Annotated in this window: 27 protein-coding genes, 1 tRNA gene and 1 riboswitch; of the genes, 8 read left to right on the top strand and 20 right to left on the bottom strand. The window is 64.6% G+C overall.

Annotated elements, in window-relative coordinates:
- Positions 1–128 precede the first annotated feature (128 nt).
- On the bottom strand, positions 129–314 hold the full coding sequence (locus tag QY049_RS20480) for a hypothetical protein (protein ID WP_301269877.1): 186 nt from the start codon (positions 312–314) through the stop codon (positions 129–131).
- A 113-nt stretch (positions 315–427) separates the two neighbouring features.
- Positions 428–501, bottom strand: a tRNA-Gly gene (locus tag QY049_RS20475).
- A gap of 171 nt (positions 502–672) precedes the next feature.
- Here QY049_RS20475 and QY049_RS20470 point away from each other — a divergent pair.
- From QY049_RS20470 to QY049_RS20450, 5 genes are all read left to right on the top strand, one after another.
- Positions 673–1,251, top strand: coding sequence for a methylated-DNA--[protein]-cysteine S-methyltransferase (locus QY049_RS20470; RefSeq protein ID WP_301269876.1), 579 nt, complete (start codon positions 673–675; stop codon positions 1,249–1,251).
- A 9-nt stretch (positions 1,252–1,260) separates the two neighbouring features.
- Positions 1,261–2,100: a helix-turn-helix transcriptional regulator gene (locus tag QY049_RS20465; protein ID WP_301269875.1), complete on the top strand. Its 840-nt coding sequence runs from the start codon at positions 1,261–1,263 to the stop codon at positions 2,098–2,100.
- 55 nt (positions 2,101–2,155) lie between these two features.
- Entirely contained in the window at positions 2,156–2,515 is a 360-nt protein-coding gene (locus QY049_RS20460) for a VOC family protein (RefSeq protein ID WP_301269874.1), read from the top strand.
- A gap of 138 nt (positions 2,516–2,653) precedes the next feature.
- On the top strand, positions 2,654–3,049 hold the full coding sequence (locus tag QY049_RS20455; RefSeq protein ID WP_301269873.1) for an SRPBCC family protein: 396 nt from the start codon (positions 2,654–2,656) through the stop codon (positions 3,047–3,049).
- Between the two features lie 114 nt (positions 3,050–3,163).
- Positions 3,164–3,604, top strand: a complete 441-nt coding sequence (locus QY049_RS20450) for a hypothetical protein (protein WP_301269872.1) — start codon at positions 3,164–3,166, stop codon at positions 3,602–3,604.
- Here QY049_RS20450 and QY049_RS20445 read toward each other — a convergent pair.
- The 3 genes from QY049_RS20445 to QY049_RS20435 form a co-directional block, all read right to left on the bottom strand.
- Positions 3,601–5,046, bottom strand: coding sequence for an MATE family efflux transporter (locus QY049_RS20445; protein WP_194478395.1), 1,446 nt, complete (start codon positions 5,044–5,046; stop codon positions 3,601–3,603). The two genes, QY049_RS20450 and QY049_RS20445, sit on opposite strands and share 4 nt — an antisense overlap.
- 166 nt (positions 5,047–5,212) lie before the next feature.
- The gene (locus tag QY049_RS20440) at positions 5,213–6,265 is read right to left on the bottom strand and encodes a hypothetical protein (protein ID WP_301269871.1); all 1,053 of its coding nucleotides are present in this window, start codon (positions 6,263–6,265) and stop codon (positions 5,213–5,215) included.
- A gap of 208 nt (positions 6,266–6,473) precedes the next feature.
- Entirely contained in the window at positions 6,474–7,580 is a 1,107-nt protein-coding gene (locus tag QY049_RS20435; protein ID WP_301269870.1) for a 2'-deoxycytidine 5'-triphosphate deaminase, read from the bottom strand.
- A gap of 110 nt (positions 7,581–7,690) precedes the next feature.
- Positions 7,691–7,770, top strand: a riboswitch (SAM riboswitch).
- A 74-nt stretch (positions 7,771–7,844) separates the two neighbouring features.
- Between QY049_RS20435 and QY049_RS20430 the strand changes: the two genes are divergently transcribed.
- A complete protein-coding gene (locus tag QY049_RS20430; RefSeq protein ID WP_301269869.1) occupies positions 7,845–9,032 on the top strand; it encodes an O-succinylhomoserine sulfhydrylase in 1,188 nt (395 codons plus the stop codon).
- Between the two features lie 50 nt (positions 9,033–9,082).
- Here QY049_RS20430 and QY049_RS20425 read toward each other — a convergent pair whose 3' ends face one another.
- From QY049_RS20425 to QY049_RS20415, 3 genes are read right to left on the bottom strand one after another with little or no spacing between them, the layout of a single operon-like run.
- A complete protein-coding gene (locus tag QY049_RS20425) occupies positions 9,083–10,084 on the bottom strand; it encodes an SGNH/GDSL hydrolase family protein (protein WP_301269868.1) in 1,002 nt (333 codons plus the stop codon).
- Positions 10,085–10,096: 12 nt separating this feature from the next.
- Entirely contained in the window at positions 10,097–10,867 is a 771-nt protein-coding gene (locus tag QY049_RS20420) for an SGNH/GDSL hydrolase family protein (RefSeq protein WP_301269867.1), read from the bottom strand.
- Positions 10,867–12,123 carry an OpgC domain-containing protein gene (locus QY049_RS20415; RefSeq protein ID WP_194478401.1) on the bottom strand — a complete coding sequence of 419 codons (1,257 nt, stop codon included), beginning with the start codon at positions 12,121–12,123 and terminating at the stop codon, positions 10,867–10,869. Before QY049_RS20415 ends, QY049_RS20420 begins: the two co-directional genes overlap by 1 nt.
- Positions 12,124–12,313: 190 nt before the next feature.
- On the opposite strand from QY049_RS20415, the gene apaG reads away from it, so the two are divergent.
- On the top strand, positions 12,314–12,706 hold the full coding sequence (gene apaG / locus QY049_RS20410; RefSeq protein WP_194482890.1) for a Co2+/Mg2+ efflux protein ApaG: 393 nt from the start codon (positions 12,314–12,316) through the stop codon (positions 12,704–12,706).
- A gap of 78 nt (positions 12,707–12,784) precedes the next feature.
- Here apaG and QY049_RS20405 read toward each other — a convergent pair whose 3' ends face one another.
- From QY049_RS20405 to QY049_RS20395, 3 genes are all read right to left on the bottom strand, one after another.
- A complete protein-coding gene (locus QY049_RS20405) occupies positions 12,785–13,792 on the bottom strand; it encodes an Hsp33 family molecular chaperone (protein ID WP_301269866.1) in 1,008 nt (335 codons plus the stop codon).
- 235 nt (positions 13,793–14,027) lie between these two features.
- Entirely contained in the window at positions 14,028–14,951 is a 924-nt protein-coding gene (gene argF, locus QY049_RS20400; protein ID WP_194478403.1) for an ornithine carbamoyltransferase, read from the bottom strand.
- Complete coding sequence (locus QY049_RS20395) at positions 14,951–16,153, bottom strand: aspartate aminotransferase family protein (protein WP_301269865.1); 1,203 nt, start codon at positions 16,151–16,153, stop codon at positions 14,951–14,953. Before QY049_RS20395 ends, argF begins: the two co-directional genes overlap by 1 nt.
- A 457-nt stretch (positions 16,154–16,610) precedes the next feature.
- Here QY049_RS20395 and QY049_RS20390 point away from each other — a divergent pair, with 457 nt between their 5' ends.
- Positions 16,611–17,123: a GcrA family cell cycle regulator gene (locus QY049_RS20390; RefSeq protein ID WP_018644522.1), complete on the top strand. Its 513-nt coding sequence runs from the start codon at positions 16,611–16,613 to the stop codon at positions 17,121–17,123.
- A 102-nt stretch (positions 17,124–17,225) separates the two neighbouring features.
- On the opposite strand, the gene phoB is transcribed toward QY049_RS20390, so the two are convergent.
- The 9 genes from phoB to QY049_RS20345 form a co-directional block, all read right to left on the bottom strand.
- Positions 17,226–17,939 carry a phosphate regulon transcriptional regulator PhoB gene (phoB, locus tag QY049_RS20385; RefSeq protein WP_194478405.1) on the bottom strand — a complete coding sequence of 238 codons (714 nt, stop codon included), beginning with the start codon at positions 17,937–17,939 and terminating at the stop codon, positions 17,226–17,228.
- Between the two features lie 22 nt (positions 17,940–17,961).
- The gene (phoU, locus tag QY049_RS20380) at positions 17,962–18,678 is read right to left on the bottom strand and encodes a phosphate signaling complex protein PhoU (protein ID WP_128968872.1); all 717 of its coding nucleotides are present in this window, start codon (positions 18,676–18,678) and stop codon (positions 17,962–17,964) included.
- An 11-nt stretch (positions 18,679–18,689) separates the two neighbouring features.
- Positions 18,690–19,511, bottom strand: coding sequence for a phosphate ABC transporter ATP-binding protein PstB (pstB, locus tag QY049_RS20375; protein WP_194478406.1), 822 nt, complete (start codon positions 19,509–19,511; stop codon positions 18,690–18,692).
- Positions 19,508–20,353 carry a phosphate ABC transporter permease PstA gene (pstA, locus tag QY049_RS20370; protein WP_258764207.1) on the bottom strand — a complete coding sequence of 282 codons (846 nt, stop codon included), beginning with the start codon at positions 20,351–20,353 and terminating at the stop codon, positions 19,508–19,510. Before pstA ends, pstB begins: the two co-directional genes overlap by 4 nt.
- Positions 20,354–20,357: 4 nt before the next feature.
- On the bottom strand, positions 20,358–21,353 hold the full coding sequence (gene pstC / locus QY049_RS20365) for a phosphate ABC transporter permease subunit PstC (protein WP_194482891.1): 996 nt from the start codon (positions 21,351–21,353) through the stop codon (positions 20,358–20,360).
- A gap of 198 nt (positions 21,354–21,551) precedes the next feature.
- Positions 21,552–22,562, bottom strand: coding sequence for a phosphate ABC transporter substrate-binding protein PstS (gene pstS / locus QY049_RS20360; RefSeq protein ID WP_194478408.1), 1,011 nt, complete (start codon positions 22,560–22,562; stop codon positions 21,552–21,554).
- Between the two features lie 152 nt (positions 22,563–22,714).
- On the bottom strand, positions 22,715–24,007 hold the full coding sequence (locus QY049_RS20355; RefSeq protein WP_194478409.1) for an ATP-binding protein: 1,293 nt from the start codon (positions 24,005–24,007) through the stop codon (positions 22,715–22,717).
- Positions 24,008–24,039: 32 nt separating this feature from the next.
- The gene (locus tag QY049_RS20350; protein ID WP_194478410.1) at positions 24,040–25,098 is read right to left on the bottom strand and encodes a lysylphosphatidylglycerol synthase domain-containing protein; all 1,059 of its coding nucleotides are present in this window, start codon (positions 25,096–25,098) and stop codon (positions 24,040–24,042) included.
- Between the two features lie 450 nt (positions 25,099–25,548).
- Complete coding sequence (locus QY049_RS20345; RefSeq protein ID WP_194478411.1) at positions 25,549–25,851, bottom strand: hypothetical protein; 303 nt, start codon at positions 25,849–25,851, stop codon at positions 25,549–25,551.
- Positions 25,852–25,853 lie beyond the last annotated feature (2 nt).

Below are 25,853 nucleotides of genomic sequence, written 5' to 3'. Positions count from 1 at the left end.
CGTCCTCGAGAACTGCGGAGATGCTCGGCGAGCAGAGCGTCGAGACTACGTTTCGAACGGCATGCTAAACGCGGCGGCTTGGCGATGGGCTTCTCCGCCGAGCGTACGCACGCTGGTTCGCCGAACGCTTACTTCAACATCTCGTCCAAAGAGAACTCGTCGGGTAACCGCGCCGAAGCTGCGTAGCCAGACCCTCCGCTCGCGATCATCATCATGGGCATCGTCGTCGGCACCATGATGATGGTGGTGCCGACGTGATATTGCCGGTGCCGGGGGCGATCTTCGTCCGCCGGCAGGGCATGCCGACGCACCATCCGCTAGATTCCGGGCTATTTTTTGTACGGGGCTTGTACGCGATTTTCGGAACCAACGAGGATCCGGGATGCGGAACGTCCGGGAAGGCCTTGTTTCATTGGGTAAAGGCGACTGGAGCGGGCGAAGGGAATCGAACCCTCGTATGCAGCTTGGGAAGCTGCCGTTCTACCATTGAACTACGCCCGCCGATGCGCGTCTTCCGCACCCATCCTGATTAGCCGAGACCGTGTCCGGCGCCAAGCGGTTTGGCGCGCCAGGCTGGACGGTTGTCAACGTCCCGGCAAGATTCCAGGTGCGCCCAATTGTGGCGGTGTTATGATCCAACGTCTGGGGACCTGCACTGAGTGGGGCGTGTGCATGGTGGGGCGTGCTTACGCGATTTTCGACACGGCAATAGGCCGTTGCGGCATCGTCTGGAGCAACTCCGGCGTGGTCGCCGTGCAATTGCCCGAGGCGCGGGAGATCGACACCCGCCGCAGGATTTTCCAGGTCCATCCCGAGGCGCGCGAGCAGGCGGTGCCTGTTAACACCGAGCTCGCGATCGAGGGCATCGTGTCCTTGCTGCAGGGCAGCGAGCCGGATTTTTCCGACGTCAGTCTCGACGCCGGCGACGTGCCGGCCTTCAATCGGCGGGTCTATGAGTATGCCTGCACCATCCCGCGCGGGGAGACGCGGACCTATCACGAGATCGCCAAGGCTTTGGGCGCATCGGGGGCGGCGCATTCGGTGGCGCAGGCGATCTCTCGGAATCCCTACATGATCATCGTGCCTTGCCACCGGGTGCTGGAAGCGGGCGGTTATGCCGACCGAATCTCGCCCTATGGCGGGGTGATCTCCAAGCGGCGGCTGCTGGCGCTCGAAGGCGCTCACCCGATCGCCAGCAAGACGCTGTTCGAGGTGCTGCTGCCCGTTGCCCCGCCGCGGTCGCCCTCCTAAATATCCAGGATGGATGCCACCACGCTGCTGACGTCACAGACGATGACGGTCTCCGAGTTTCGCTGCGACGCGGGACCGGGCGACACGCCATTTGCCGAGTGCCGCACCGGTCATTCCATCGCCTATGTGCGCTCGGGCAGCTTCGGCTGTCATTGCCGCGCCGGCTTCTTCGAGCTGGTGGCGGGCTCGCTGCTGGTCGGCGCGCCCGGCGACGAATACACCTGCACGCACGATCATGTCTGTGGCGACGTCTGCCTGTCGTTCTTCCTGAGCGAGGACCTGGTCGATGCCCTCGGCGGGCGGCGCGAGACCTGGCAGGTCGGCGCGACACCGCCACTGCCCGAACTGATGGTGCTGGGCGAACTCGCCCAGACGGCGGCAGATGGCAACAGCGACCTCGGCCTCGACGAGGTCGGCCAGATTTTTGCGAGCCGCTTTGTCGATGTCGCTTCGGGCAAGCCCCGCAAGAAGGTGGCGCCGACGGCGCGCGACCGTCGCCGCGCCGTCGAGGCAGCGCTTTGGATCGACGACAATTCGCATGACGAGATCGATCTCGAACAGGCTGCGCGTCTGGCGGACTTAAGCCCGTTCCATTTCCTGCGGCTGTTCTCCAGCGTGCTCGGCGTCACCCCGCATCAATATCTGGTGCGCTCGCGGCTGCGGCACGCGGCGCGCCTGCTCACGGACGACGACATCGCGGTCACCGACATCGCCTATGACGTCGGCTTCGGTGACCTCTCCAACTTCGTCCGCACCTTCCACCGCGCCGCCGGCATGTCGCCGACAAAATTCCGGCAGGCAGCGCGTGGTGAGCGCAAGATTCTCCAAGAGCGTTTCACCCTCAACTGACTAGGGTCGTCTCCGGCGCGCGCCACTTGCGGCGCGCTTTGCAATGGAGACGACCATGTATGACCATATCGGACTGCGCGTAGCCGACCTCGACGCTGCGACGCGCTTCTACACCGCGGTGCTGGCACCGCTCGGCTATATCCTGTGCTCGAGCGGCGACGGCTATGCCGGCTTCGGGCCGAAGGGCGAGCCGGCGCTCTGGCTGCATCTGAACAAGGGACGCAAGGCCGATGGCGCACATATCGCGTTTCGCGCCAAGGACCATGATTCGGTGAAGGCCTTTCACCGCGAGGGCCTGAAGAGCGGTGGCCACGACAATGGCGGCGCCGGCCCACGCAAGGATTACAGCCCGACCTATTACGCGGCGTTCTTGATCGATCCTGACGGCAACAATGTCGAGGCGGTTTGTACGTAAGCGTTAGCGGCGCACGCGATGCCGTAGGGTGGGCAAAGCGGAAGCGTGCCCACCATCCGTCGCGATCATCGACAGATCGTGGGCACGGCGCTTTGCGCCTTTGCCCACCCTGCGAATTCTGTTTCATGAGGAAGCAACATGGCCTCCATCCACAACGACATCTCCCTCCCCGCCCAGGCCCGCGACGTCTGGGATGCGGTGCGCGATTTCGGCGCGCTGCATCAGCGGCTGGTGCCGGGCTTCGTCACGACGTGCTCGCTCGACGGCGACGCGCGCATCGTCACCTTTGCCAACGGCTCGGTCGCGCGCGAGGTGCTGGTCGATTGCGACGACGGGCGGCAGCGGCTGGTTTACGCGATCAACAACGAACGGCTGAAACACTACAGCGCTTCGGTGCAGGTGATTGCCGACGGCGAGGCGACATGCCGCTTGGTCTGGATCATCGACATGCTGCCGAACGAGCTTGCGCCTTACGTGCAGGAGCAGACCAAGGCGGCGGTGATCGCCATGCACAAGGCATTTCCACCCTCCTAGACGCGCCTGCGTGATCTCTCTCACAGAGCCCACCCCTCGTCGGCCGTAACCATGACCGCGTGCGTCCTGACGGCTTCGCTCTCCCGGCGGCGCCACGCACGCGAGGAGCATGCCATGAGACGTGCAGACAAGGTGATCTGCCAGGCCGCTGCCGTGCTGCTGCTGTTTTCGATTTCGAGCGCGCCGGCCAAGGCGCAATTCGCGGGCCTCGGCGGAGGTGTCGGCGGCGAGGGCATGATGACCCAGATGGCGCCGATGCTGGAGATGATGAAGGCGAAGATGGGCAAGCGCCGCTTCGCCATGCTGATGCAGACCATGGGCCCGATGATGAGCCGCATGATGGAAAATGGCGGCGGCGCTATGGGAGGCTTAGGTGGCCTCGGCGCTCCCAATTACGGCGCCGGTTACGCGCCCATGAACGGCGGCATGGGCGGCGGCGATATCATGGGCATGCTCGGCGGGGCCGGCGGCGGCGACATCATGGCGATGATCCCGCAGATAATGCGGCTCGCCAACGTCGGCGGTGGCGGCCATCGCCGCCATCGGCATCGCTAGTCTGCAACGACCGAGAGCGCCGGGCGAACCGCCGGCTTCGTCTCGCGCGGCCCCCAGCGCGTCAGCACCACGCTGGAACACGAGAGCAGGCCGAGCACGACCATCGAGCTCGCGGCGAGCCAGAAGAAGCTTTGCGCGGTGGCATCGTGCGTCGACAGCCACCAGCCGCAGGCGGCGATGTAGAAGAGGCGCGCGGTCTGCGCCAGCACCGGGCCGATCACCTTGGCTGCACCTTGCGACGAAAAGTACATCGTCGAGGCGAGGCCGATGAAGGCGTAGAACGGCGCCACCGTCGACAGATATTGATGGCTGGTCGCGCGCACCGTCGCGCTGTCCGTGAAAATGTTGACCCAGAGATCGGGGAACAGCGCGACGAGGCAGGCCGGCGCGCCGACCGCGACGAAGGCGCTCGCGCCGGCGGTCCAGGCGATGCGCCGCGCGCGGGCGATGCGGCCGGCACCGACCGCCATGCCGATCATCGGCACCGAAGCGATGCCGAACGAGAACGCGATCGAGGTGAGCAGGAATTCAAGCCGCGCGCCGATGCCGTAGCCGGCAAGGATCGCGGTGCCGAATTTTGCCAGCATGTGGGTGAAGATCGAGATCGTCAGCACCGATTGCAGCGGCGAGAAGCAGGCGATGGCGCCGACCTTCAGGATGTCGAAGAACATCGCCCATTGGATGCGCAGCCCGCGCAGTTTTGGAACGACGCGCGCGCGGCCCGAAAACAGATACCAGCCCATCACGCAGATGTTCATGGAGTAGGCGATCAATGCGCCGGCCGCGACGCCGCGCATGCCAAGCTGCGGGAAGGGTCCGAGCCCGAGGCCAAGCGTGCCGCCGAGCAGGATCTGCCAGACCGCTGAGTTGAGAATCAACAGCGACGGCAGCTTCATGTTGCCGGTGCCGCGCAGCACGCCGGCCATGGTGTTGAGCGTCCAGGGCAGCACCGCGCCGCCGAAGAACACCTGGGTGTAGGCAATCGCATGCGCCAGCACGTTGCCGCGGCCGCCCAGCATCTCGAGCACCTGGGGCCCGAAGATCAGCATGCCCAGCATGAAGACGAGACCGAAGGTGAGACCGATCAGAAGCGCATGCGCGGCGAGCGAGCCGGCGCGCTCGCGATCGCCGGCGCCGAGCGCACGCGCGATCGCGGAGGCCACGGCGCCACCCATCGCGCCGCCCGACATGGTCATGGTCAGGATTACTGTCGGAAACACCAGCGCCATCGCGGCCAGCGCTTCGACGCCGAGACGGCCGATATAGGAGGTCTCCGCGATCACCACGCAGGTGCCGGCGGACAGCGCGACAACGTTCGGCCAGGCGAGGGAGAGCAGCGTGCGCAGGATCGGCCCGTCGGTCAGCGCGCTCCGTGCGGGGCGCCGTGGCGGCGGCAGCGGACGTTCCTGCTCATCGACCGGGATCTCGGCGAGATCAGTCATTTCCTCTCCCGGGCACAAGCGCCGTTTGCGGCGCGGCAATGCATAGGTGTGACAATCGATTTCCTCGCGCGAAAGGCGCGGCAGGCACTTGTTAGCACGGCGGCTGCCGATTCCTCCTGCGTCGGGTGCAGGCGTGCCCTGCGGCAGCGCATTTCAAGCGGTGGAATTACCCGACTGTCCAGACCATCGGCAGACGGCCGCCTGCTGCCGGGCGCAAGTGGACGCCGATATGCCGGCCGCATCCCGCAGCAAGCCCTTCGAACAGTCCCTCCAGCACCTTGGCGCAGGCGCGATGATAGTCGGCGACATCGTCCATCAGCTTCCAGCTCTGCTGACGGATTTCGAAGCTGCCTTCGGATTGCGTGGTCTCGGCCATATCGTCCTGCGCTGCGAACAGCGCGCTGAGGAAGGATGCGAACTCGCTCGCGCCACCCCGGCGCATGGCCAGGGGCTCCGCGATCTCGTCGAAGAATTGCATGCCGATCAGCTTGCCGGTGATGTGCAGGAGATGGCCGGCGTCTTCAGGTCCGAACAGTTGCACCATCACCGGCGCGGCCGTGCGCACATATTCCATGGCGTAGTTGCGGTAGGCCTTTTCGAGGCGCGGCTTGGGCCAGCTCGCGACAGGCAGCGCCGGCGCGGTCTTCGCATCGAACAGCGGCGCTTCGAGATGCCGTGCGAACACCAGGCGCTGGTCGAGTTCGAGCGGATGGTCGTATTGATGATAGTAGCCTTCGAGGCCGTCCTGACCGTCGACACTCTGCTTGGTGCAGACGAAGCCCAGCCGGGTATCGCCGAGCGCGACGCCGTTGTTGGCGTGCCAGCCGCGCAGCATGGCGCGCGAGACCTCGCCGGGCACGCCACAGATCGCCGGCCCCTTCCAGATCCAGCGCGGCGGCGGATAGCGGATCCACGCCTTGGTGTCGCTCTCGTACATGTATTCGACGTGCACGCCGCCGATCCAGTTGGAGAGATAGTGATATTGCGCAGCCGCCACGGCCGGCGGCAGATGATCGATCCCGAGCTTCACGAGTCCGGGAAGGAATCGCTCCTGCTGCTGGCGGCGAAACACGCGAAAGACGAATTCGGCCGCATCCGCCGTGCCGCGCCGCGTGACCACGGTGAGGATGAGGCCGGTGAAGTAGGCGTGATAGAGGTCGGCGACCGCGCGCCAGCGTTTCCATTGCGCTGCTTGCGCGGCGTCTGCTGCGACGGTCATGTTCGCTCCCGGCTTGTTGTTTTGCCGGAGTGTGTCATCGCGGATAGAGCGAGGCAACCGGCCACAATCTCGCTGTCATCGCCCGGCGAAGACCGCGCGATCCAGTATTCCAGAGACGTCAGTGATTGAAACGAGAGGCCGCGGCTTACTGGATTCCCCGCATTCGCGACGCGAAGGCAGGGAATGACGGCGGAGGACGGGGATACGGCTACACCCGAAAGTGCTTGCTCAGCTTCAACCCCTGCGCCTGGTAGTTGGAGCCGATGCGCTGGCCGTACATGGCGTCGGGGCGGGCCAGCATCTTCTCGTAGACGAGGCGGCCGACGATCTGGCCGTGCTCGAGGATGAACGGCACTTCGCGCGAGCGCACTTCCAGCACGGCGCGTGCGCCTTGGCCGCCGGCGCCGGCATAGCCGAAGCCGGGATCGAAGAAGCCGGCATAGTGCACCCGGAATTCGCCGACCAGCGGATCGAACGGCACCATCTCCGCGGCGTAGTCAGGCGGGACCTGCACGGCTTCCTTGGAGGCGAGGATGTAGAACTCGCCCGGATCGAGGATCAGGCTGCCGTCGGGACGCGCCGAGATCGGCTCCCAGAAATCGTCAACCGCGTAGCCGGAGCGACGATCGACATCGACCACGCCGGTGTGGCGCTTGGCGCGATAGCCGACGAAGCCGCTGCCCTTCTCGCCGGAGAGATCGACGGAGACGGCGACGCCGCCGGCGAGATCGGCATCGTCGATGTCGACGAGACGCTCGGTGGCATGCAAGCTTTCGAGCGCGTCGGCATTGAGGATCGCATCACCGGTGCGGAAGCGTACCTGCGACAGGCGCGAGCCCTCGCGCACCAGGACCGGAAACGTCTTCGGGCTGATCTCGGCATAGAGCGGACCGTGATAGCCGGCGCCGATCATGTCGAAGCGGCGGGTGCCGTCGGCGATGACGCGGGTGAAGACGTCGAGCCGGCCGGTCGAGCTTTTCGGATTCGCGGCGGCGACGATCTCCGGCGGAAGCGCGAGGCTCTCCAGCAGCGGCACGATGTAGACGCAGTTGGTCTCGAGCACTGCGCCGTCGGCAAGGCTGAACTCGTGCAGCTTCAACTGGTCGATGCGCTCGGCCACGGTGGCGCCGGGACCGGGCAGGAAGCTCGCGCGCACGCGATAGGCGATGTCGCCGAGGCGCAGGTCGAGGCTCGCCGGCTGGATCTGGCTTTCGACGAAATCATAAGCGGGCAGGATAAGGCCCTCTTCCGCCATCGCCGCGATCATGCGGTCGGGCAGGATACCATTGGCGTCGGCGGCAACCGTGAACGTCAACAGGAGGTCCTCATCAGGGGTCGAGTACATCCGGACTTGCGGGAAATACTAGCCTTTTACGGCTATCCGATGGACGCCTTGACGAAAAGGGCATTGCGGAATATGAGCATCACTTATCCCGTGGTGATTTGAGCCGGCCGGCTTGCAGCCACGTTAAATAAGTCGCTAAACAGGCCGGGGACCTCTGTGATCCCGGCCCGTGGAGATATCCAGGCCGGTTTTTTTGTGACCGTTTTCGACAAGACGGTCATATCGGAGGGTCCTATGTCGAAGTCGCCTGCCAATTACCGTCCCGAAACCCGCCTGGTCCATTCCGGCACCCTGCGCTCGCAATATGGCGAGACGTCGGAGGCGCTGTTCCTGACCCAGGGCTATGTCTACAACAGCGCCGAGGAGTGCGAGGCGCGGTTCAAGGGCGAGGACCCCGGCTTCATCTATTCGCGCTATTCGAACCCGACGATCGCGATGTTCGAACGTCGCATGATCGAGCTCGAAGGCGCCGAGGCCGCACGTTCGGCCGCGACAGGCATGGCCGCAGTGACGACCGCGATCCTCGCACCGCTGAAGGCCGGCGATCACGTCGTCGCCTCCCGCGCGCTGTTCGGCTCGTGTCTCTACGTCATTCAGGACCTGCTGCCGCGCTACGGCATCGAGGCCACGCTGGTCGACGGCGCCAATCTCGATGAATGGCAACGCGCGGTGAAGCCGAACACCAAGACGTTTTTCCTGGAGAGCCCGACCAATCCGACGCTCGACGTGCTCGACATTCCCTCGATTGCCGAGATAGCGCACAAGGGCGGCGCGCGGCTCGTCGTCGACAACGTGTTCGCAACGCCGATCTGGCAGAGCCCGCTCGCGTTAGGGGCCGACGTCGTCGTCTACTCCGCGACCAAGCACATCGACGGCCAGGGTCGTTGCCTGGGCGGCATCATCCTGTCGTCGGAAGCCTTCATCGCCGAGCACATCCACAATTTCATGCGCCAGACCGGCCCGTCGATCTCGCCGTTCAACGCCTGGGTCCTGCTCAAGGGCCTGGAGACGCTGGGCGTGCGCGTGCGCGCGCAGACCGACACCGCGGCGCACATCGCCGACGTGCTGGCGAGCCACCCCAAGATTGCGCGGCTGGTTTATCCCGGCCGCGAGGATCATCCGCAGGCGGCTCTGGTGAAAAAGCAGATGCGCGGCGGCTCGACGCTGGTCGGCTTCGAGGTGAAGGGCGGCAAGGCGGCGGCGTTCCGCGTGCTCAACGAGCTGAAGCTCGCGAAGATCTCGAACAATCTCGGCGACGCCAAGAGCCTCGTCACGCATCCGGCGACGACGACGCATCAGCGGCTGAAGCCCGAGGATCGTGCAGCCCTCGGCATCAGCGAGGGCTTCATCCGCTTCTCGGCCGGGCTCGAGCATGCGGATGATCTGATCGAGGATCTGACGGCGGCGCTGGAGAAGGCGTGAGGTTATTGTCGTCCCGGCGAAGGCCGGGACGACAATGGGGAGGAGACGGCTCACATCGGCCGGTACGTACGCACGTCGGCCGGCACGTTCACGCCGAGCTTGATCTGGCCGACCGAGCGGATGATGTCGTCGCCGAGCAGTTGGGCGAAGCAGGCGTAACCCCAATCGTTCATGTGCAGGCCGTCGGCGATGACGAAGCTCTCGACCGGAAGCGCCTGCTTCTCGTGCCAGTCGCGCATCACCTCGAAACGCGGGAAGATGCCGACGTGACGGAGCTCGGCGACCTTGCCGAGCAGCCTCACCATCCGGCTTGCGCTTTCAGGACGCTCGGTGACGCGCGGTGAATATTGCGGGTCGACCAGCACGATGTCGGCATCGCCGGCGGCCTGGATGCGGGTGACGCCGTCCTCGACCATCCTGGCGGTCTCGCCCGGATCGAGATTGCGCAGCACGGCATTGGTGCCGACCTGCCAGATCACGAGATCCGGATGTACGTCGATCACCTCCTTCTGGAGGCGCTTCATCATCTCGGGCGCATCCTCGCCGCCGACGCCGGCATTGATGACGCTGATGTCGGCGGTCGGATACTGCCGGCGCAGTTGCGCGGCGAGACGGTTCGGATAGTTGAAGTCGGGCGAGCTCGCACCATAGCCCGCGGTCGACGACGAACCGAACGCGACGATGACGACGGGCTTGCCGGCGATGAGCTTGCTCGCGACATGCGGCAGCGAGCCCGTCGTCTTCGAGCTGCCCTTCGGCGACAGACACGGCACACGGCTGAAAATGTCGCCGGCCGATTTCGCGACCTGCTTGACCTTGTCGATGGCGCGCGAGGTGAGACCGCGCTGCTCGGCGGGCGGCTGGCTGGTCGCAGCGACCGTGGTCTGGGAGGGCGATGCGGGTGCCGGATCAGCGGCCTGCTGCGGAGCGGGTGTCGCCTGCGCTGCTTGCGCGAGGGCGGGTGCCCGCAGCACAGGCGTCAGCATCAGCAGCGCCGCCGCGGCGGGCGCGACCAGCCATGTCGACAGGCCAAAAGGGCGGAGAGAACTCATTAACGCTAGACCTCAATTCTGCTGCTCGGCCGGCCCCAGATGGGCAGCGTCGATCACAAACTGTGCCAACGCCCGGCCAATGCAATCATGGACCTGCTTCGCCAGCTCAGGGCCGCGAGAGGGACTGAACAGGTCGAACTGACCCTGATCATTCCACTGCCGCATGATCGCGAAACGGTCGAACAGCGGGATATCATGCTCCTGCGCCACCACCCGCATGTTGTCGAGATAGGGCGGCGCCGAAATCATGGTTTCGGTACGCGGGCTGTACTGCAAGTTCATCAAGACGACGTCAGCCCCCGCATTTTGCAACGCAGCGACCCCATCGGTCACGGCGCCGCGAAAATCGTCGGGATCGATGGAGCGGATAGCATCCACGGTCCCGGTCTGCCAGATGACCAAAGTAGGCGTTTTTGCTTCCATGAGCTTAACGAAGGTACCCGCGGCTTCCTCCGCGGTCTTCTTGCTCTGTATTTCTACGGATACGTGCACGGTCTCCGCAGGCGGCAGCTTGTCCTTCAAATTGGCCAGCATGCGCGCCGGGTACGAGCTGTCTTCCTGGGCCGGAATGGTCGTGGAGCGACTGCCGATCACCAGGATCTCGAGCGGCTTGCCTGCCTTGACGGTGTCGGCAACCTTGTGGAGCTGGCTGTCGGTGGCGAGCAGATAGGGCGGCAATTCGCAGGCTGCGGGCGCGGCAGGCACGGCATCGCCCGCACGCGCCGAAGGCGCGGCGAGGCCACCGCATAGCAGGATCAGGCTCAGGAGAACCTTCGCCTTCATCAGCCCCCTCCCGCCAGATCGGCGTTGCCGACGGCGTTTTTGGTTTTCGCACCGCCCTTGTCAGCCACGCGCTTGTACCACGAAATCACCCAGGCAACGCCCCACATGATCAGGATCCCGGAGAGACTAATCAGCGCATGCATGGCCGGTCCACCAGAGACCTCGGCCAGGATGAAATGCCCGGCGAACGCCAGGAAGACGCCGAGGCAGAAGATCTCGAGGGAATGCTGACCGCACAGGATCAGAGGCCGCAGCCACGGTGATTTCAGACCTGGCCACTCCCGCGGCAGGAAGCGCACGGTGAGTGCGGACAGCGCCAGGAAATGCGTGAAGCGCAGGACGTCGAGATCGGTCTTGTCGATCGGATACATCCACTGCTCGAGCCACTTCGGCATGAGATGGCCGAGTTGCGGCACGTACCAGGTCAACGTCACGTAGAACGCCGCGACGATGTAGGCGATCGAGATCCATATCGTCACGGGTGATGCCAGAATGCGCGACATGCGTCGCGCACCTCCGAGCGCGCACCATGCCCCGAACACGAACAGCAATTGCCAGGCCAGTGGATTGAACGCCCAGAAGCCGTTCGGATAGGCGGAGAAATAGAGGTCGAATTCCCAGGTCGCCGCATAGAGCAGCGCCGAGAGCGCGAGCGTGACGTCGGGCTTCCACTTCATCGACCACAGGATCAGCGGGAGCGCCAGCATGAGCACGATGTAGAGCGGCAGCACGTCCATGTTGACGGGACGGAACCGCAACAGCAGCGCCTGGACGATGGTGACGTCGGGCTGCTTGAGGAAGTCCATGATGCCCATCTCTTCGGTGTAGAGCGGGTTCTCGAAGCTGGTCGCGACGTAGGAGATCTCGGCGAGGAAGATCGTGAACAGGAAGACGTGAGCGACATAGATCTGCCAGACCCGGCGCAGGATGCGCGCGGTGGCGATGACGAAACCGCTCTCCAGCATGGCGCGGCCGTAGACGAAGGCGGCGGTGTAGCCGGAGATGAAGATGAAGATCTCGGTGGCGTCACTGAAGCCGTAATTGCGGATCGTGAACCAGGTCAGCAAATTCGGCGGCAGATGGTCGATGAAGATCAGCCACAGCGCGAGGCCCCGGAACAGGTCGAGCCTGAGCTCGCGCTCGCCGATGGCCGGCAGCGTGATGGCCGGCGCAGCAATGCGCGGCTTGGCCTCCGCGGGCTTGGCGCCTGTCGTTCCCGCGATCGTCGATCCCGTCACTTGATCGGCAATGGTCATCGGGGCCCAAAAACCCTTCCGCAAAATCGCGACGTTGAAAGTTGAAAGGAGTGTACCGGTCCAGTCGCCGCCTCGCAAAGCGGCTGGACCAAATTTGGGGTCTACTTCCTCGTGAATTCTGGCGGGACGATGTCGCCCCGGCCGCCTGCGGCGTTTGGTTCCCGGCGGGGTTTTCGTTATGATGGCAGCCATGTACCGCGCCGTGACCCGCCAGATCGAAGTGACCGTCGAGCCGAACTTTGTTCCGGAGCAGTCGTCGGCCGACCGCTCGCGCTATTTCTGGTCCTACACCATCGTCATCACCAATTCGGGCGACGAGACCGTGCAGCTCAAGACGCGGCACTGGATCATCACCGACGCCTCCGGCCGCCAGCAGGAGGTCAAGGGCGAAGGCGTCGTCGGCGAGCAGCCGACCCTCGCCCCCGGCGAGCGGTTCGAATACACCTCCGGCGTGCCGCTCTCGACCGCCTCCGGCTTCATGACCGGCCGCTACCAGATGGTCAGCGAAACCGGCGAACGTTTCGAGATCGACGTGCCGACATTTTCGCTCGACAGCCCGGACAACAAGCGGGTGTTGAATTAAAGGCGGCACACACCGCCCGATCAAGTCGGGCGGTGACACCGGGCGTGGGGCTCGGAATGAACCAGGATGGAGCGCGCCTTACGCGTCCTCGACGCCGGCCTCTTCGGGCGTGAACTCGTACACCGATGAGCAGAACTCGCAGGTCACGACGACCTTGTCGTCCTTGACCATCGCGCTGCGATCGTCAGGCGAAAAGCTCTTCAGCATCGACGCGACCGCATCGCGCGAGCATGAGCATTGCGCTTTCAGGACGAGCGGCTTGAACACGCGCACGCCGCGTTCGTGGAAAAGACGATAGAGCAGCCGCTCGCCGGAGAGATCGGGATCGATCAGTTCGACGTCCTCGACGGTCTCGATCAGCGAGCGCGCTTCGACCCAGGCATCGTCTTCAGCGACGCTGTGAGCCTCGAGGCCCTCAGGCGCATCGCCGGGATGCAGGTCAGCCTGCCGCGCGCGCTCCGGCGCCTTCGGCAGGAATTGCATCAGCATGCCCCCGGCGCGCCAGCGGTGCTTGCCGCCGTCGCTCGAACGCCACTCCTCGCCGACCGCAAGGCGCACACGCGTCGGGATCTGCTCGGAGCGCAGGAAATATTCGTGGGCGGCCTCTTCCAGGCTGCCGCCGTCCAGCGCGACCAGGCCCTGGTAGCGGCTCATGTCGGGCCCCTGATCGATGGTCATGGCGAGATGACCGCGGCCGAGCAGCGTGCCGGAGTCCCTGGCATCGCCAAGCCGCTCGGCGTCGAAGCGCGCATAGGCGCGCAGGCGATCCGGGGCCTGATAGTCGACCACCAGGAACGACACCGGCCCGTCGGTCTGGGCCTGGAGGATGAAGCGGCCTTCGAATTTCAGCGCCGAGCCGAGCAGCGTCGTCAGCACGATGGCCTCGCCGAGCAGCTTGCCGACCGGGGCCGGGTAATCGTGCTTGGTCAGGATCTCGTCGAGCGCAGGGCCAAGCCGCACCAGGCGACCGCGCACATCGAGCGCGTCGACTTCGTAGGGCAGCACGGCATCGTCGATCGGAACCGCTGAAGGCGCGCGAACCGGGCCTTCAGGCCCGGTTTTGATGTCAGGGGATTGGGAAACCATGGCGCTTTATCTGGGGTCGGAGGGCTGAAAATGGAAGGGGGCGCAGATCAACGCGCCCGAAGGCTGCTTTGATCACATACGATACCGCAAACTCGGTGTTGTCCTGGCGAAGGCCAGGACCCATAACCCCAGGAGTTGTGGCGCACGCCGGCAATCGCCAATCTTCGCCAAACAAAGCTCGGTGGTATCGGGTCGTGGCTTACGCCAGGACGACGATCGTTACCGCGCGCCCAGGCTACTTGACCGCGTCGAAGCACCAGGCCAAGATGCCCTTCTGCGCGTGCAGGCGGTTTTCGGCCTCGTCGAACACGACCGATTGCGGCCCGTCGATCACTTCATCCGTGACCTCCTCGCCGCGATGGGCGGGCAGGCAGTGCATGAACAGCGCATCTGGCTTGGCGAGCGACATCAGCTTGGAATTGACCTGGTAAGGCTTGAGCACGTTGTGGCGATGCTCGCCTTCCTTGTCGCCCATCGACACCCAGGTGTCGGTGACGACGCAATCGGCGCCCTTCACGGCAGCCTCGGGATCGGTGCCGAGCACGATCGATGCGTTGGTCGCCTTGATGAAGTCGCGCATCACCTTCTTCGGAGCGAGTTCCGGCGGCGTTGCCACGTTGAGGTTGAACTTGAAGCGTTCGGCGGCATGGGCCCAGGACGCCAACACGTTGTTGTCGTCGCCGGTCCAGGCCACGGTCCGGCCTTCGATCGGACCGCGATGCTCCTCGTAGGTCATGAGATCGGCCATCACCTGGCAGGGATGCGAGCGCCGCGTCAGGCCGTTGATGACAGGCACGGTCGCATTCGCCGCAAGCTCCAGCAGCGCCTCGTGGTTGAGGATGCGGATCATGATGGCATCGACATAGCGCGACAGCACGCGCGCGGTATCGGCGATAGTCTCGCCGCGGCCGAGCTGCATCTCGGCACCGGTGAGCATGATGGGCTCGCCACCGAGCTGGCGCATTGCGACGTCGAACGAAACGCGGGTGCGGGTCGACGGTCGCTCGAAGATCATCGCCAGCGTCTTGCCTTCGAGCGGCCTGACCGGCTGATGCGCCTTCTGCTTCGCCTTCATGGCGGAGGAGGCCGCGAGCATGCTCTTGAGCTCCGACAGCGGCAGCTCGTTGATGTCCAGGAAGTGCTTGGGACCCTTGCTCATCAGCTTGCCGCCCGCTTGTTGCCTGACAGCGCCGTGCAGGCGCGTTCGAGCCGGCTGACACTGTCCTCGATCTCGGCCTCGGTGACGATCAAGGGCGGCAGGAAGCGCACGACATTGTCGCCGGCGCCGACGGTGAGCAGCTTTTCGTTGCGGAGCGCGGCGACCAGATCGCCGGAGGGCACTACGGCCTTGATGCCGATCAGGAGGCCCTCGCCACGGACTTCGCTGACGACGTCAGGGTGACGGTCGATCACGGAAGCGAGCTTCTGCTTCAGCAGCAGCGACATCTTCTGCACGTGATCGAAGAAGCCGGGCTTGAGCATGACGTCGAGCACGGCATTCGCAGCCGCGATCGCCAGCGGGTTGCCGCCGAAGGTCGAGCCGTGCGAGCCGGGGCCCATGCCGGAGGCCGCATCCGCGGTCGCCAGGATAGCACCGATTGGAAAACCGCCGCCGAGCGCTTTCGCAAGCGACATCACGTCGGGTGTGACGCCGGTGCGGCGATGAGCGAACAGATCGCCGGTCCGGCCCATGCCGGTCTGCACCTCGTCGAATGCGAGCAGCAAGCCCTTCTCGTCGCAGAGCTGGCGCAGCGCCTTGAGGAAGCCGGGAGGCGCCGAACGCACGCCGCCCTCGCCCTGGATCGGCTCGATCAGGATGCCGGCGGTGTGCGGACCGATCGCCTTCTTCACGGCCTCAATGTCGCCATGCGGGATCTGGTCGAAACCGTCCATCGGCGGACCAAACCCTTCGAGATATTTTGCCGATCCCGTTGCGGCCAGCGTCGCCAGCGTGCGGCCGTGGAAGGCGCCCTCGAAGGTGACGATGCGGTAGCGCTCCGGATGGCCCTTGGAGAAATGATGATGGCGAACCAGCTTGATCACGCCCTCCAGCGCCTCGGCGCCGGAATTGCAGAAGAAGACGAAGTCCGCAAAGCTCTCGTTGCACAGGCGCGCGGCGAGCTTCTCGCCATCCGGGCTCTGGAACAGATTGGACATGTGCCAGAGCTTGGTCGCCTGCTCCTGCAACGCCTTGACGAGCGCAGGATGGGCATGGCCGAGCGCGTTCACGGCGACGCCCGAGGTGAAATCGAGATAGCGATCGCCATTGGTTGCGATCAACCAGACGCCTTCACCGCGCTCAAAACCGATGTCGGCCCTGGCGAAAACGGGGAGCAAATGCGGCGCTGCGCTGTTGGTCATGACGATCACTTGATTGTTGCGGACGGCCGACGCGTGCATTGCGCAACGCACCATTGACCGGCCCGGAAAACGAAACGTGCCGCCTTTTAAGGGCGGCACGCACGGCCATCTTAGGCCTGGTGATCCGGGTGTCAATGCCGCCCGGAAAGCCTCGTGAAACGCTGAATCCGTAGTCTTGCGGTGACGATTTTGCAGGATTTTCGCCACGGAACATGTGGAAGCGAGTCGGCGGACTCTTGCGCGCGAGTCACGCCATATTGTAGCGTTTGGCTTGTCAGATACGACATCTCGTGCAGCGGTTCTGATCCCAAGAGTCCTCATGTACCGGCGTAAACGTTCGGGCGCACTTCGCGCGCCCGGCGAGCCTTAAGGGATTCCGGCGGCACGGGTTTTTCGAGGCTTAGGCATTCGTTGTGCGGCCCCAGGATGGCGGGCGCGCGGCGAAGGAAAGGGTGCCATGACGGTTTTGACCTGGTCCGACGATCGCGTCGAGCAGCTGAAAAAGCTCTGGGAGGCCGGACTTTCGGCCAGCCAGATCGCCGCCGAGCTTGGGAATGTCACCCGTAACGCCGTGATCGGAAAGGTGCACAGGCTCGGCCTGTCCGGCCGCGCCAAGAGCCCCTCGTCAGCGGCTCCGCGGCCACGCAAGGCACGTCCTGCGCAGCACATGATGCGGGTGAGCAGGCCGATCGCGCGCGGCAACACCGCACTGGCGCAGGCCTTCGAGGTCGAGGTCGAGGCCGAACCCGTTACCTACGACAACGTGGTGCCGATGAGCCAGCGGCTCTCGTTGCTCGAGCTGAACGAAGCCACCTGCCACTGGCCGGTGGGCGATCCCTCGAGCCCGGATTTCTTCTTCTGCGGCGGCAAGGCCCTGTCCGGCCTGCCCTACTGCGCCCAGCACTCGCGCGTTGCGTATCAGCCGGCAGCCGATCGCCGCCGCGCACCGGCCAAGCCCGGCACGCGCTGAGTACAGCTTGAGACCGACATCGTCCCGGCACCGGCCGGGGCGAAAAAGAAAAGCGCGCCGCCGAGCGCGCTTTTTTTGTTTTGCTTGCGGGCAGCTAGGTAGCTAGCCGGAGGCCTGCTCGGCCTTCGCGAAGCGATCGTCGAGCGCGTAGCCCGCGCCGCGGACGGTGCGGATCGGGTCCTGCTCGCGGCCGAGATTGAGCAGCTTGCGCAGGCGGCCGATATGCACGTCGACGGTGCGCTCGTCGATATAGATGTCGCGGCCCCAGACGCTGTCGAGCAGCTGCTCGCGCGAGAACACGCGGCCGGGATGCTCCAGGAAGAACTCGAGCAGACGGTATTCGGTCGGGCCGAGATCGATCGGCCGGCCCGAGCGCGCCACGCGGCGCTTTTCGCGGTCGAGCTCGATGTCGCCGAAAGCAAGCACGGTCGCGAGCCGCTCCGGGCTGGCGCGCCGCAGCAGCCCCTTCACGCGTGCCAACAGCTCGGGCACCGAGAACGGCTTGACGATGTAATCGTCGGCGCCGGTCGCAAGGCCCCGCACCCGTTCGCTCTCCTCGCCGCGCGCAGTGAGCATGATGATCGGCAGCTGCTTGGTGTCGGACCGCGTCCGCAACCGGCGGCACAGCTCGATGCCCGACAGCCCCGGCAGCATCCAGTCGAGCACGATCAGATCGGGGATGTGCTCCTTGAGGCGGGTGTCGGCGTCGTCGCCGCGCATCACCGTCTCGACGTCATAGCCGTCGCCTTCGAGGTTGTAGCGGAGAAGCTCGGTGAGAGCTTCCTCATCCTCAACCACCATAATGCGTGCGCCCATGGTCTGGTCGCTCCTTGCCTGATCAGGTGTTCGGGACCGTCGTGGCGAACGTCGTCATGTCGCCCTTCGGCCGCTTGTCGGTGATCGCCTGGCCTTCGATCATGTAGAACACGGTCTCGGCAATGTTGGTGGCATGATCGCCGATCCGTTCGATGTTCTTGGCGCAGAACATCAGGTGGATGCAGAACGAGATGTTGCGCGGATCCTCCATCATGTAGGTGAGGAGTTCGCGGAACAGCGAGGTGCAGATGGCGTCGACTTCCTCGTCGCCCTTCCACACCGCCATCGCCGCCGGCAGATCGTGCGCGGCATAGGCGTCCAGCACCGACTTGACCTGCTGCTGCACGAGGTCGGTCATGTGCTCGAGGCCGCGGAACAGTTTGAGCGGATGGAAATCCGTCTCCAGCGCCGCGACGCGCTTGCCCATGTTCTTGGCGAGGTCGCCGATCCGCTCGAGATCGGTCGCAACGCGCATCGCTCCGACGATCTCGCGCAGATCCACCGCCATCGGCTGGCGGCGTGCGATGGTGAGCACGGCGCGCTCCTCGATTTTCCTCTGCAGCGTGTCGAGCTCGGCGTCGATGGTGACGACGCGCTGGCCGAGCGCGACATCGCGGCGGATCAGGGCATCGACGGAATCGACGATCATGCGTTCGGCGATGCCGCCCATCTCGGCCACCAGGCGGGTGAGCTCCTGGAGGTCGGTGTCGAAGGCTTTTGCGGTATGTTCAGAACCCATGTCCCGTCTCCTCAGCCGAACCGGCCGGTGATGTAATCCTGCGTGCGCCGGTCGGACGGCGACGTGAAGATCTTGCTGGTGTCGTCGAACTCGATCAGCTCGCCGAGATACATGAAGGCGGTCTTGTCGGAGACGCGGGCCGCCTGCTGCATGTTGTGGGTGACGATCGCGATCGTGTAGTTCTCGGACAGTTCCTGGATCAGTTCCTCGACCTTGGCGGTCGAGATCGGATCGAGCGCCGAACAGGGCTCGTCGAACAGGATCACCTCGGGCCGCACTGCGACGGTGCGGGCGATGCAGAGGCGTTGCTGCTGGCCGCCGGAGAGCGACAGGCCCGAGGCGTTGAGCTTGTCCTTGACCTCGTTCCACAGCGCGCCGCCGCGCAGCGCCTTCTCGACGCGACCGTCCATCTCGGACTTCGAGATCTTCTCGTAGAGACGGATGCCGAAGGCGATGTTCTCGTAGATCGTCATCGGGAACGGCGTCGGCTTCTGGAACACCATGCCGACGCGGGCGCGCAGCAGGTTGAGATCGAGCTTCGGGTCGAGGATGTTGGTCTGGTCGAGCATGAGCTGACCGGTGACGCGCTGGCCCGGATAGAGGTCGTACATCCGGTTGAAGATGCGCAGCAGGGTCGACTTGCCGCAGCCCGACGGCCCGATGAAGGCCGTGACGCGGTTGGTGCCGAGCGCCAGGTTGATGTTCTTCAGCGCGTGGTGTTCGCCGTAATAGAAGTTGAGGTTGCGCACCGTCACCTTGGCCGGGGCCTCCGGCAACGGCTGCTGCGATGCCAGATGAGCGTTGGAACTCACGGATACGGACAGATCGGTCATTTTGCGGTCCTCTCGGCGCCAAGAATGCGCGCGCCAATGTTCAAGGCAAGCACGGTGAGCGTGATCAGCAGGGCGCCGCTCCAGGCGAGTTGCTTCCAGTACTCGTAGGGGCTCTGCACGAAGTTGTTGATGGTGACAGGCAGGTTCGCCATCGTCTTGGTGAGGTCCAGGCTGAAGAACTGGTTCGACAGCGCGGTGAACAGCAGCGGCGCCGTCTCACCCGCAACGCGCGCGGTCGCGAGCAGCACGCCGGTGATCAGGCCGGAGCGCGCCGCGCGGTAGGCGATCTTCTTGATCACCAGCGAGCGCGGCAAACCGAGCGCACTGGCGGCCTCGCGCAACGGGTTGGGCACCAGCAAGAGCATGTCCTCGGTGGTACGCAGCACCACCGGGATCACGATCACGGCCAAGGCCAGACAGCCAGCGATGCCGGAGAAACCTCGCATAGGCACCACCACCGCGCCGTAGATGAACAGGCCGATGATGATCGAGGGCGCGCTGAGCAGGATGTCGTTGATGAAGCGGATCACCGAGGTCAGGCGATCGTGCCGGCCGTATTCGGCGAGATAGGTCCCCGCGAACAGGCCGAGCGGCGCACCGATGCCGACGCCGATCACGGTCATGATCACCGAGCCGACGATGGCGTTGAGCAATCCGCCTTCGGTCGAGCCGGGCGGCGGCGTGCTTTGCGTGAAGATCTGGAAGTTGAGACCGGTGACGCCGTTGTAGAGCAGCGTCGCCAGAATGAGCGCGAGCCAGGTGACGCCGAACAGGGCGGCGGCAACGCACAGGACGCGAATGACGATGTCCTTGCGGCGGCGGCGTGCGTAGATCGGATTCATGGCGCTATTTTCCCGCCTTCTTCTCAAGCCGCAACAGCATCAGCCGCGCGGCCGCCAGCACGAAGAACGTCAGCACGAACAGCAGCAGACCAAGCAGGATCAGCGCGGACTGGTGCAAGCCGTCGCTTTCGGCGAACTCGCTCGCGATCGCCGCCGAGATGGTCGTGCCGGGCGCGAAGATCGAGGTCGAGATGCGGAACGAATTGCCGATGATGAAGGTCACCGCCATCGTCTCGCCGAGGGCGCGTCCGAGGGCGAGCATGACGCCGCCGATCACGCCGACGCGGGTGTAGGGAATGACCACGTTGCGGACGACTTCCCAGGTGGTGCATCCGACGCCATACGCCGCTTCCTTCAGCACCGGCGGCACCGTCTTGAAGACGTCGACCGAGATCGCGGTGATGAAGGGCAGCACCATGATCGCCAGGATGAGCGAGGCGTTGAACAGGCTGAGATAGGATGGCGGGCCGGCAAAGACCGCGCCGAGGATCGGCACCGAACCGAAGGTGTCGATCATGAACGGCTGGAAGGTGTAGGCGAGGAACGGCCCGAGCACGAAGAAGCCCCACATGCCGTAGATGATCGAGGGAATGCCGGCGAGCAGCTCGATCGCAATACCGATCGGACGGCGCAGCCATTGCGGGCACAGTTCGGTCAGAAAGATCGCGATGCCCAGACCCACGGGAATCGCGATCAGCATGGCGATGAAAGACGTGACGAGGGTGCCGTACATCGGCGAAAGCGCGCCGAGCACGGGCGGATCAGCCGAGGGCGCCCAGCGCTGCGACCACAGGAACGGCAGGCCATAGGCCTTCGCCGCCGGCCAGGCACCGATGACCAGGGAAATGATGATACCGCCGAGAATCAGCAGGACCGAAATCGCGCTGAGGCGGGTGATCCAATAGAAAGTGATGTCACCCAGCTTGAAGGCGCTGAGCGCCTTGGCGCGGTCATAGGGTCCGGCAGCTTCCATCACCGGTGCGTCGCTCTGTACGGCCATGTCTGCCACGCCGATCCCCTGTACTGACTATATTCTGTTTGGCCTGCCTGGTCTCGTGCCCCGGATGGAACGCAGCGCGAAGCGGTGCGACGCCGATCCGGGGCCTCTAGTCTTATGCGCCCGGCTCAGCGGCGCGGCGCTGGACGATGGTTCGCATCGCCAGAGCCGTACCGCGTCCGGGACACGAGAGCCGCTTGCTCAGCTCTTGATGTCCGCAGCCCAGGTCTTCTCGATCTGCTTGACGACCGAGTCGGGCATTGGGATGTAATCGAGCTCTTCAGCCATCTTGCCGCCCTTGTCGAACGAGAACTTGAAGAACTTGAGCGCGTCCTGGACGGCTGCCTTGTCGGTCGCATCCCGGTGGATGAGGATGAAGGTCGAGGCAACGATGGGCCAGGACTTGTCGCCCGGCTGGTCGGTCAGGATCAGGAAGTAGCCGGGAGCGTGAGCCCAGTCGGCGTTCGAGGCCGCGGCCTGGAAGCCTTCGTTGGTCGGCTGCACCGGCTTGCCGGCCTTGTTCACCAGACCGGTGTAGGTCAGCTTGTTCTGCTTGGCATAAGCGTATTCGACATAGCCGATCGAGTTCTTGGTCTGGCCAACGTTGGCGGACACGCCTTCATTGCCCTTGGCGCCGACGCCAGACGGCCACTCGACGACGGTGCCCGAACCGATTTTCGACTTCCAGTCCGCGCTGACCTTCGCCAGGTAATCGGTGAAGTTGAAGGTGGTGCCCGAAGCGTCCGAGCGATGCACGACCGAGATCGCGGCCGACGGCAGGGTCACCTTCGGATTGAGCTTCTTGATCGCCGCGTCATCCCACTTGGTGATCTTGCCCTGGAAGATGTCAGCCAGCGTCTGGCCGTCGAGCATGATGTCGCCCGGCTTCACGCCATCGATGTTCACGACCGGAACGATCGCGCCCATGATCATCGGCCACTGGGCGAGGCCATCCTTCTCGAGCTGCTCGGCCTTCAGCGGAGCGTCGGTGGCGCCGAACGTCACGGTCTTGGCCTGCACCTGCTTGATGCCGGCGCCGGAGCCGATCGACTGATAGTTCACGACCCCGTTCGTGTCCTTCTTGTAGGCATCGGCCCACTTCGAGAGGACGGGGAAGATGAAGCTGGAACCCGCGCCGGTGATGTCGGCAGCATAGGCAGACGTCGATGCGGCGACCAAGCCGGCAGCGACGATAGTTTTGAGGAAATTCATGCTGGTCTCCATACAGGGGAACGAAGCGCCCATCAGCGCCCGATCGCGCTCCCCCACGCCGCCCCTTTAGGAGCGGTCGACTGAGCTTTTACGAAGGTTTCGTGACAGTCGGATGACACAATCAACCGATTGAAATCGCTAGATTTTATGGCCTAAACTAAAGTCTTAGCCTGAGGAAAACAGGCGGTGAAAGTGGCCCCCTGCTTGGGCACACTCTCGATCAAAAGACGGCCGCGGTGACGGTTAAGAATATGTTTCACCAACGATAATCCGAGCCCCGTCCCGCCCTGCGAACGGCTGTCGCCGACGTCCACCCGGTAGAAGCGCTCGGTCAGGCGCGGCAGGTGCTCGGGCGCGATTCCGGGGCCGAAATCGCGCACCATGACACGTATTTCCGGAGTTCCGTCAGTGGCTTCGGGCGTAGTCAGCGAGACGATGACGCGTCCACCCGAGGCACCGTATTTGAGTGCGTTCTCGATCAGGTTTTCGAACAGACGGAGCAGCTCCTCGCGGTCGCCGGCGATCATCACCGGCGCTTCAGGCAGATGGGTCTCCACCTGGACCTGGCGCTCCCGGGCGAGCGGCTCGAGGCCATCTGCGACCTGGAAGATGATCGGCAGCAGGTCGACCAGGGTGTCCGGCCGCACATGGGCCGACAGCTCCACCCGCGACAGCGACAGAAGGTCGTCGATCAGGCGAGCCATGCGGGTGGCCTGATTGTGCATGATGCCGAGGAAACGCTCGCGTGCCCTGGGATCGTCCTTGGCCTGCCCCTGGAGCGTGTCGATGAAGCCTGAGAGCGCGGCCAACGGCGTGCGCAATTCATGACTGGCATTGGCGACGAAGTCGGCCCGCATCTCCTCGACCCGGCGCAGCGGCGTCTGGTCGTGGAAAGTCATCAGCATGCATTTGTCGGCGCCGCCGAAATTGGTCGGCACCGGCACCGGCGTGATGATCAGCTCCATCCAGCGATCGACCGGCACGTGGTCGAGATAGGTTGCGCGCCGCGCCTCGGTGGTCGCAATGGATTCGCGCAGCGCCGTGATGATCTCCGGCGAGCGCAGCGCGAACTGGGCGAGCTCGTTCTTGCGCAGTGCCGGCGCGAGCTGAGCGGCGGCGGCGTTGAGATGGATGACGCGGCCGGCGCGGTCGAGCAGCACGGCCGGATCCGGCATGCCGGCGACGACGGCAGCCACCGCCGCGCTCTCGACCGGATTGACGCGCCTGACGTCTTCGCGCGAGGCCGCAGTATCATGCAGCCGCCAAGGGATCAGCGCCGCGGCCGCGATGCAGAGGAACACCGTCGCCGCCCGGATCACCGACAATTCGCCGAGTGAGACCACCACCGACAGCGCCAGCGCCGCGGCGATCAGGATCACGGTCGAATGCCGCAGCCGGTCGGTCCAGGGCTGTGCCGGGGGAGAAGATGGGGCGTCGATCGCCATAGGGGCGGACTTCTCCTGGGAGCTGGCGCCGGTCAGGCGCCGCTGCTGTCGCGGCGCTCTCGCACGTAGGCGGCCTCACGCGCCGGGCCGGGGTCGAGCTTGAGCGCCGCCTGCTGCAGCCGTTTCGATCGGGCGCCGATGATAACTTCGCGAAACGTCAGCAAGATTACAGAGATCACGAAAGGGGAGAGGTAATAGAGGACCCGGAACAGCAGCATGCCGCCGAGCAGTTCCTCGCGATCCATCTGCCAAAGGCCGACCAGCATGGCGGCGTCGAACACCCCGAGCCCGCCGGGCGAATGGCTGGCAAAGCCAAGCAGCGTCGCCGAGACGAAGATCACGGCGACCACGACGAAGCCGAGATTGGGCTCGTCCGGGACCAGCACATACATCGCGAGCGCACAGAAGCCGAGATCGATGATACCGATCGCGATCTGGAGCAGCGTCAGCGGGCCGCCCGGCAGCACCACGGTCCAGGGACCACGCCCGACCACCCGCGGCTGGGTCCAGACCCAGACCACATAGCCGACCAACCCCACGATGATCATCATCGCGATCGTCCTGTTGAGCCAGGGCGGCAACTGGTCGATCGAGGCGGCCGCCTCCGGATGATAGGAGATGCCGAGGCCGAGCACGGCGGCATTGCCGAGCCAGAAGGTGAGGCCGGCGAGGAAGCAGATTTTTGCGACGTCGATCGCGTTCAGGCCATAGGCCGAATAGATGCGGTAGCGCACCGCGCCGCCGGTGAAGACGCTGGCGCCGACATTGTGGCCGATCGAATAGCTGGTGAAGGCGGCGAGCGCGTTGATGCGATAGGGCACGTGGGAATGGCCGATCGCGCGTACCGCGAACAGATCGTAGAAGGTCAGGGTGAAATAGCCCGCGGCGACGAACAGCGCCGCCATCGCAATCTGGCTCGGCTCGGTGCTCTTGATCGCCTCGATCACCTCGTTGACATCGATGCCGCGCAGCATGTGGTAGAGCACATAGCAAGCGATGCCGATGACCGCGACGCTGATCACAACGCCAAGCTTATGCAGGATTTGCTTCTGGCGCAGAAACGTCATCGCCCTGCGTATGGCTTCCAGCATCTAGACCTCGAACAACGCTTCAGCGGCCAGGGTGGCCGGCGAACAGGCACTCAACGAACGAGCACTCAACGAACCCTTGCCGCCGGCTCCGGCCTCGCGCATGCCCCCCGTCCCTCCACTAGCGCGTTTTGGGGCGGAGTGGAATTCGCCAATGTGAACAAAAACACGTGCATTCAATATTTTAGGCAGGTTTGCGGGCTCGTGATGCACGGTTTGGCGCTTTCGGCGGCAAGCTTGAGGCTAATCTCCATGGCAATCCTGCGCAGTCGCCGTGAAGTTTTGATGATTCCGACCGGACAATGTTCCGCAACGGCTTAAGTCGAAATCAATCTATGGACCGCATCCGCCTGTTGAAAGAGGGGGTGACCGGAGCCGTCGTTCACGGTTTTCCGATCTGCCGAACGCCCCGCGGCCAGCCCCTGTCCACGACGGTCAGGGTGCAGGGCAACATCACAGAGCGGCGGACGGCTGGCTGCGCGACACCACCCAATACCGGAGCCATGCTCCGATGGTGCAGCCGACCAGGTAGCACGCGAACATGACGAGGCCGAGGTCGAGCCAATAGCCGAAGCGGCCCGGGACCACATGCGCGAACGAGGCCGCGACCAGGCCTGCGACCAGCACCGCGAGCCAGCGCGCGGTAACTTTCGAGGTGCCGTTGCCACGCTGAACCACCGAGATCCAGCCCATGCAGAAGCCCAGCAGCACCGACCCGATCAGCCAGCCCATATGAAACGAGACGAGATAGAGCATCG

The organism is Bradyrhizobium sp. WYCCWR 13022, assembly GCF_030435535.1.
Taxonomy (GTDB): domain Bacteria; phylum Pseudomonadota; class Alphaproteobacteria; order Rhizobiales; family Xanthobacteraceae; genus Bradyrhizobium.
This window is presented reverse-complemented; position numbering and strand designations above follow the sequence as displayed.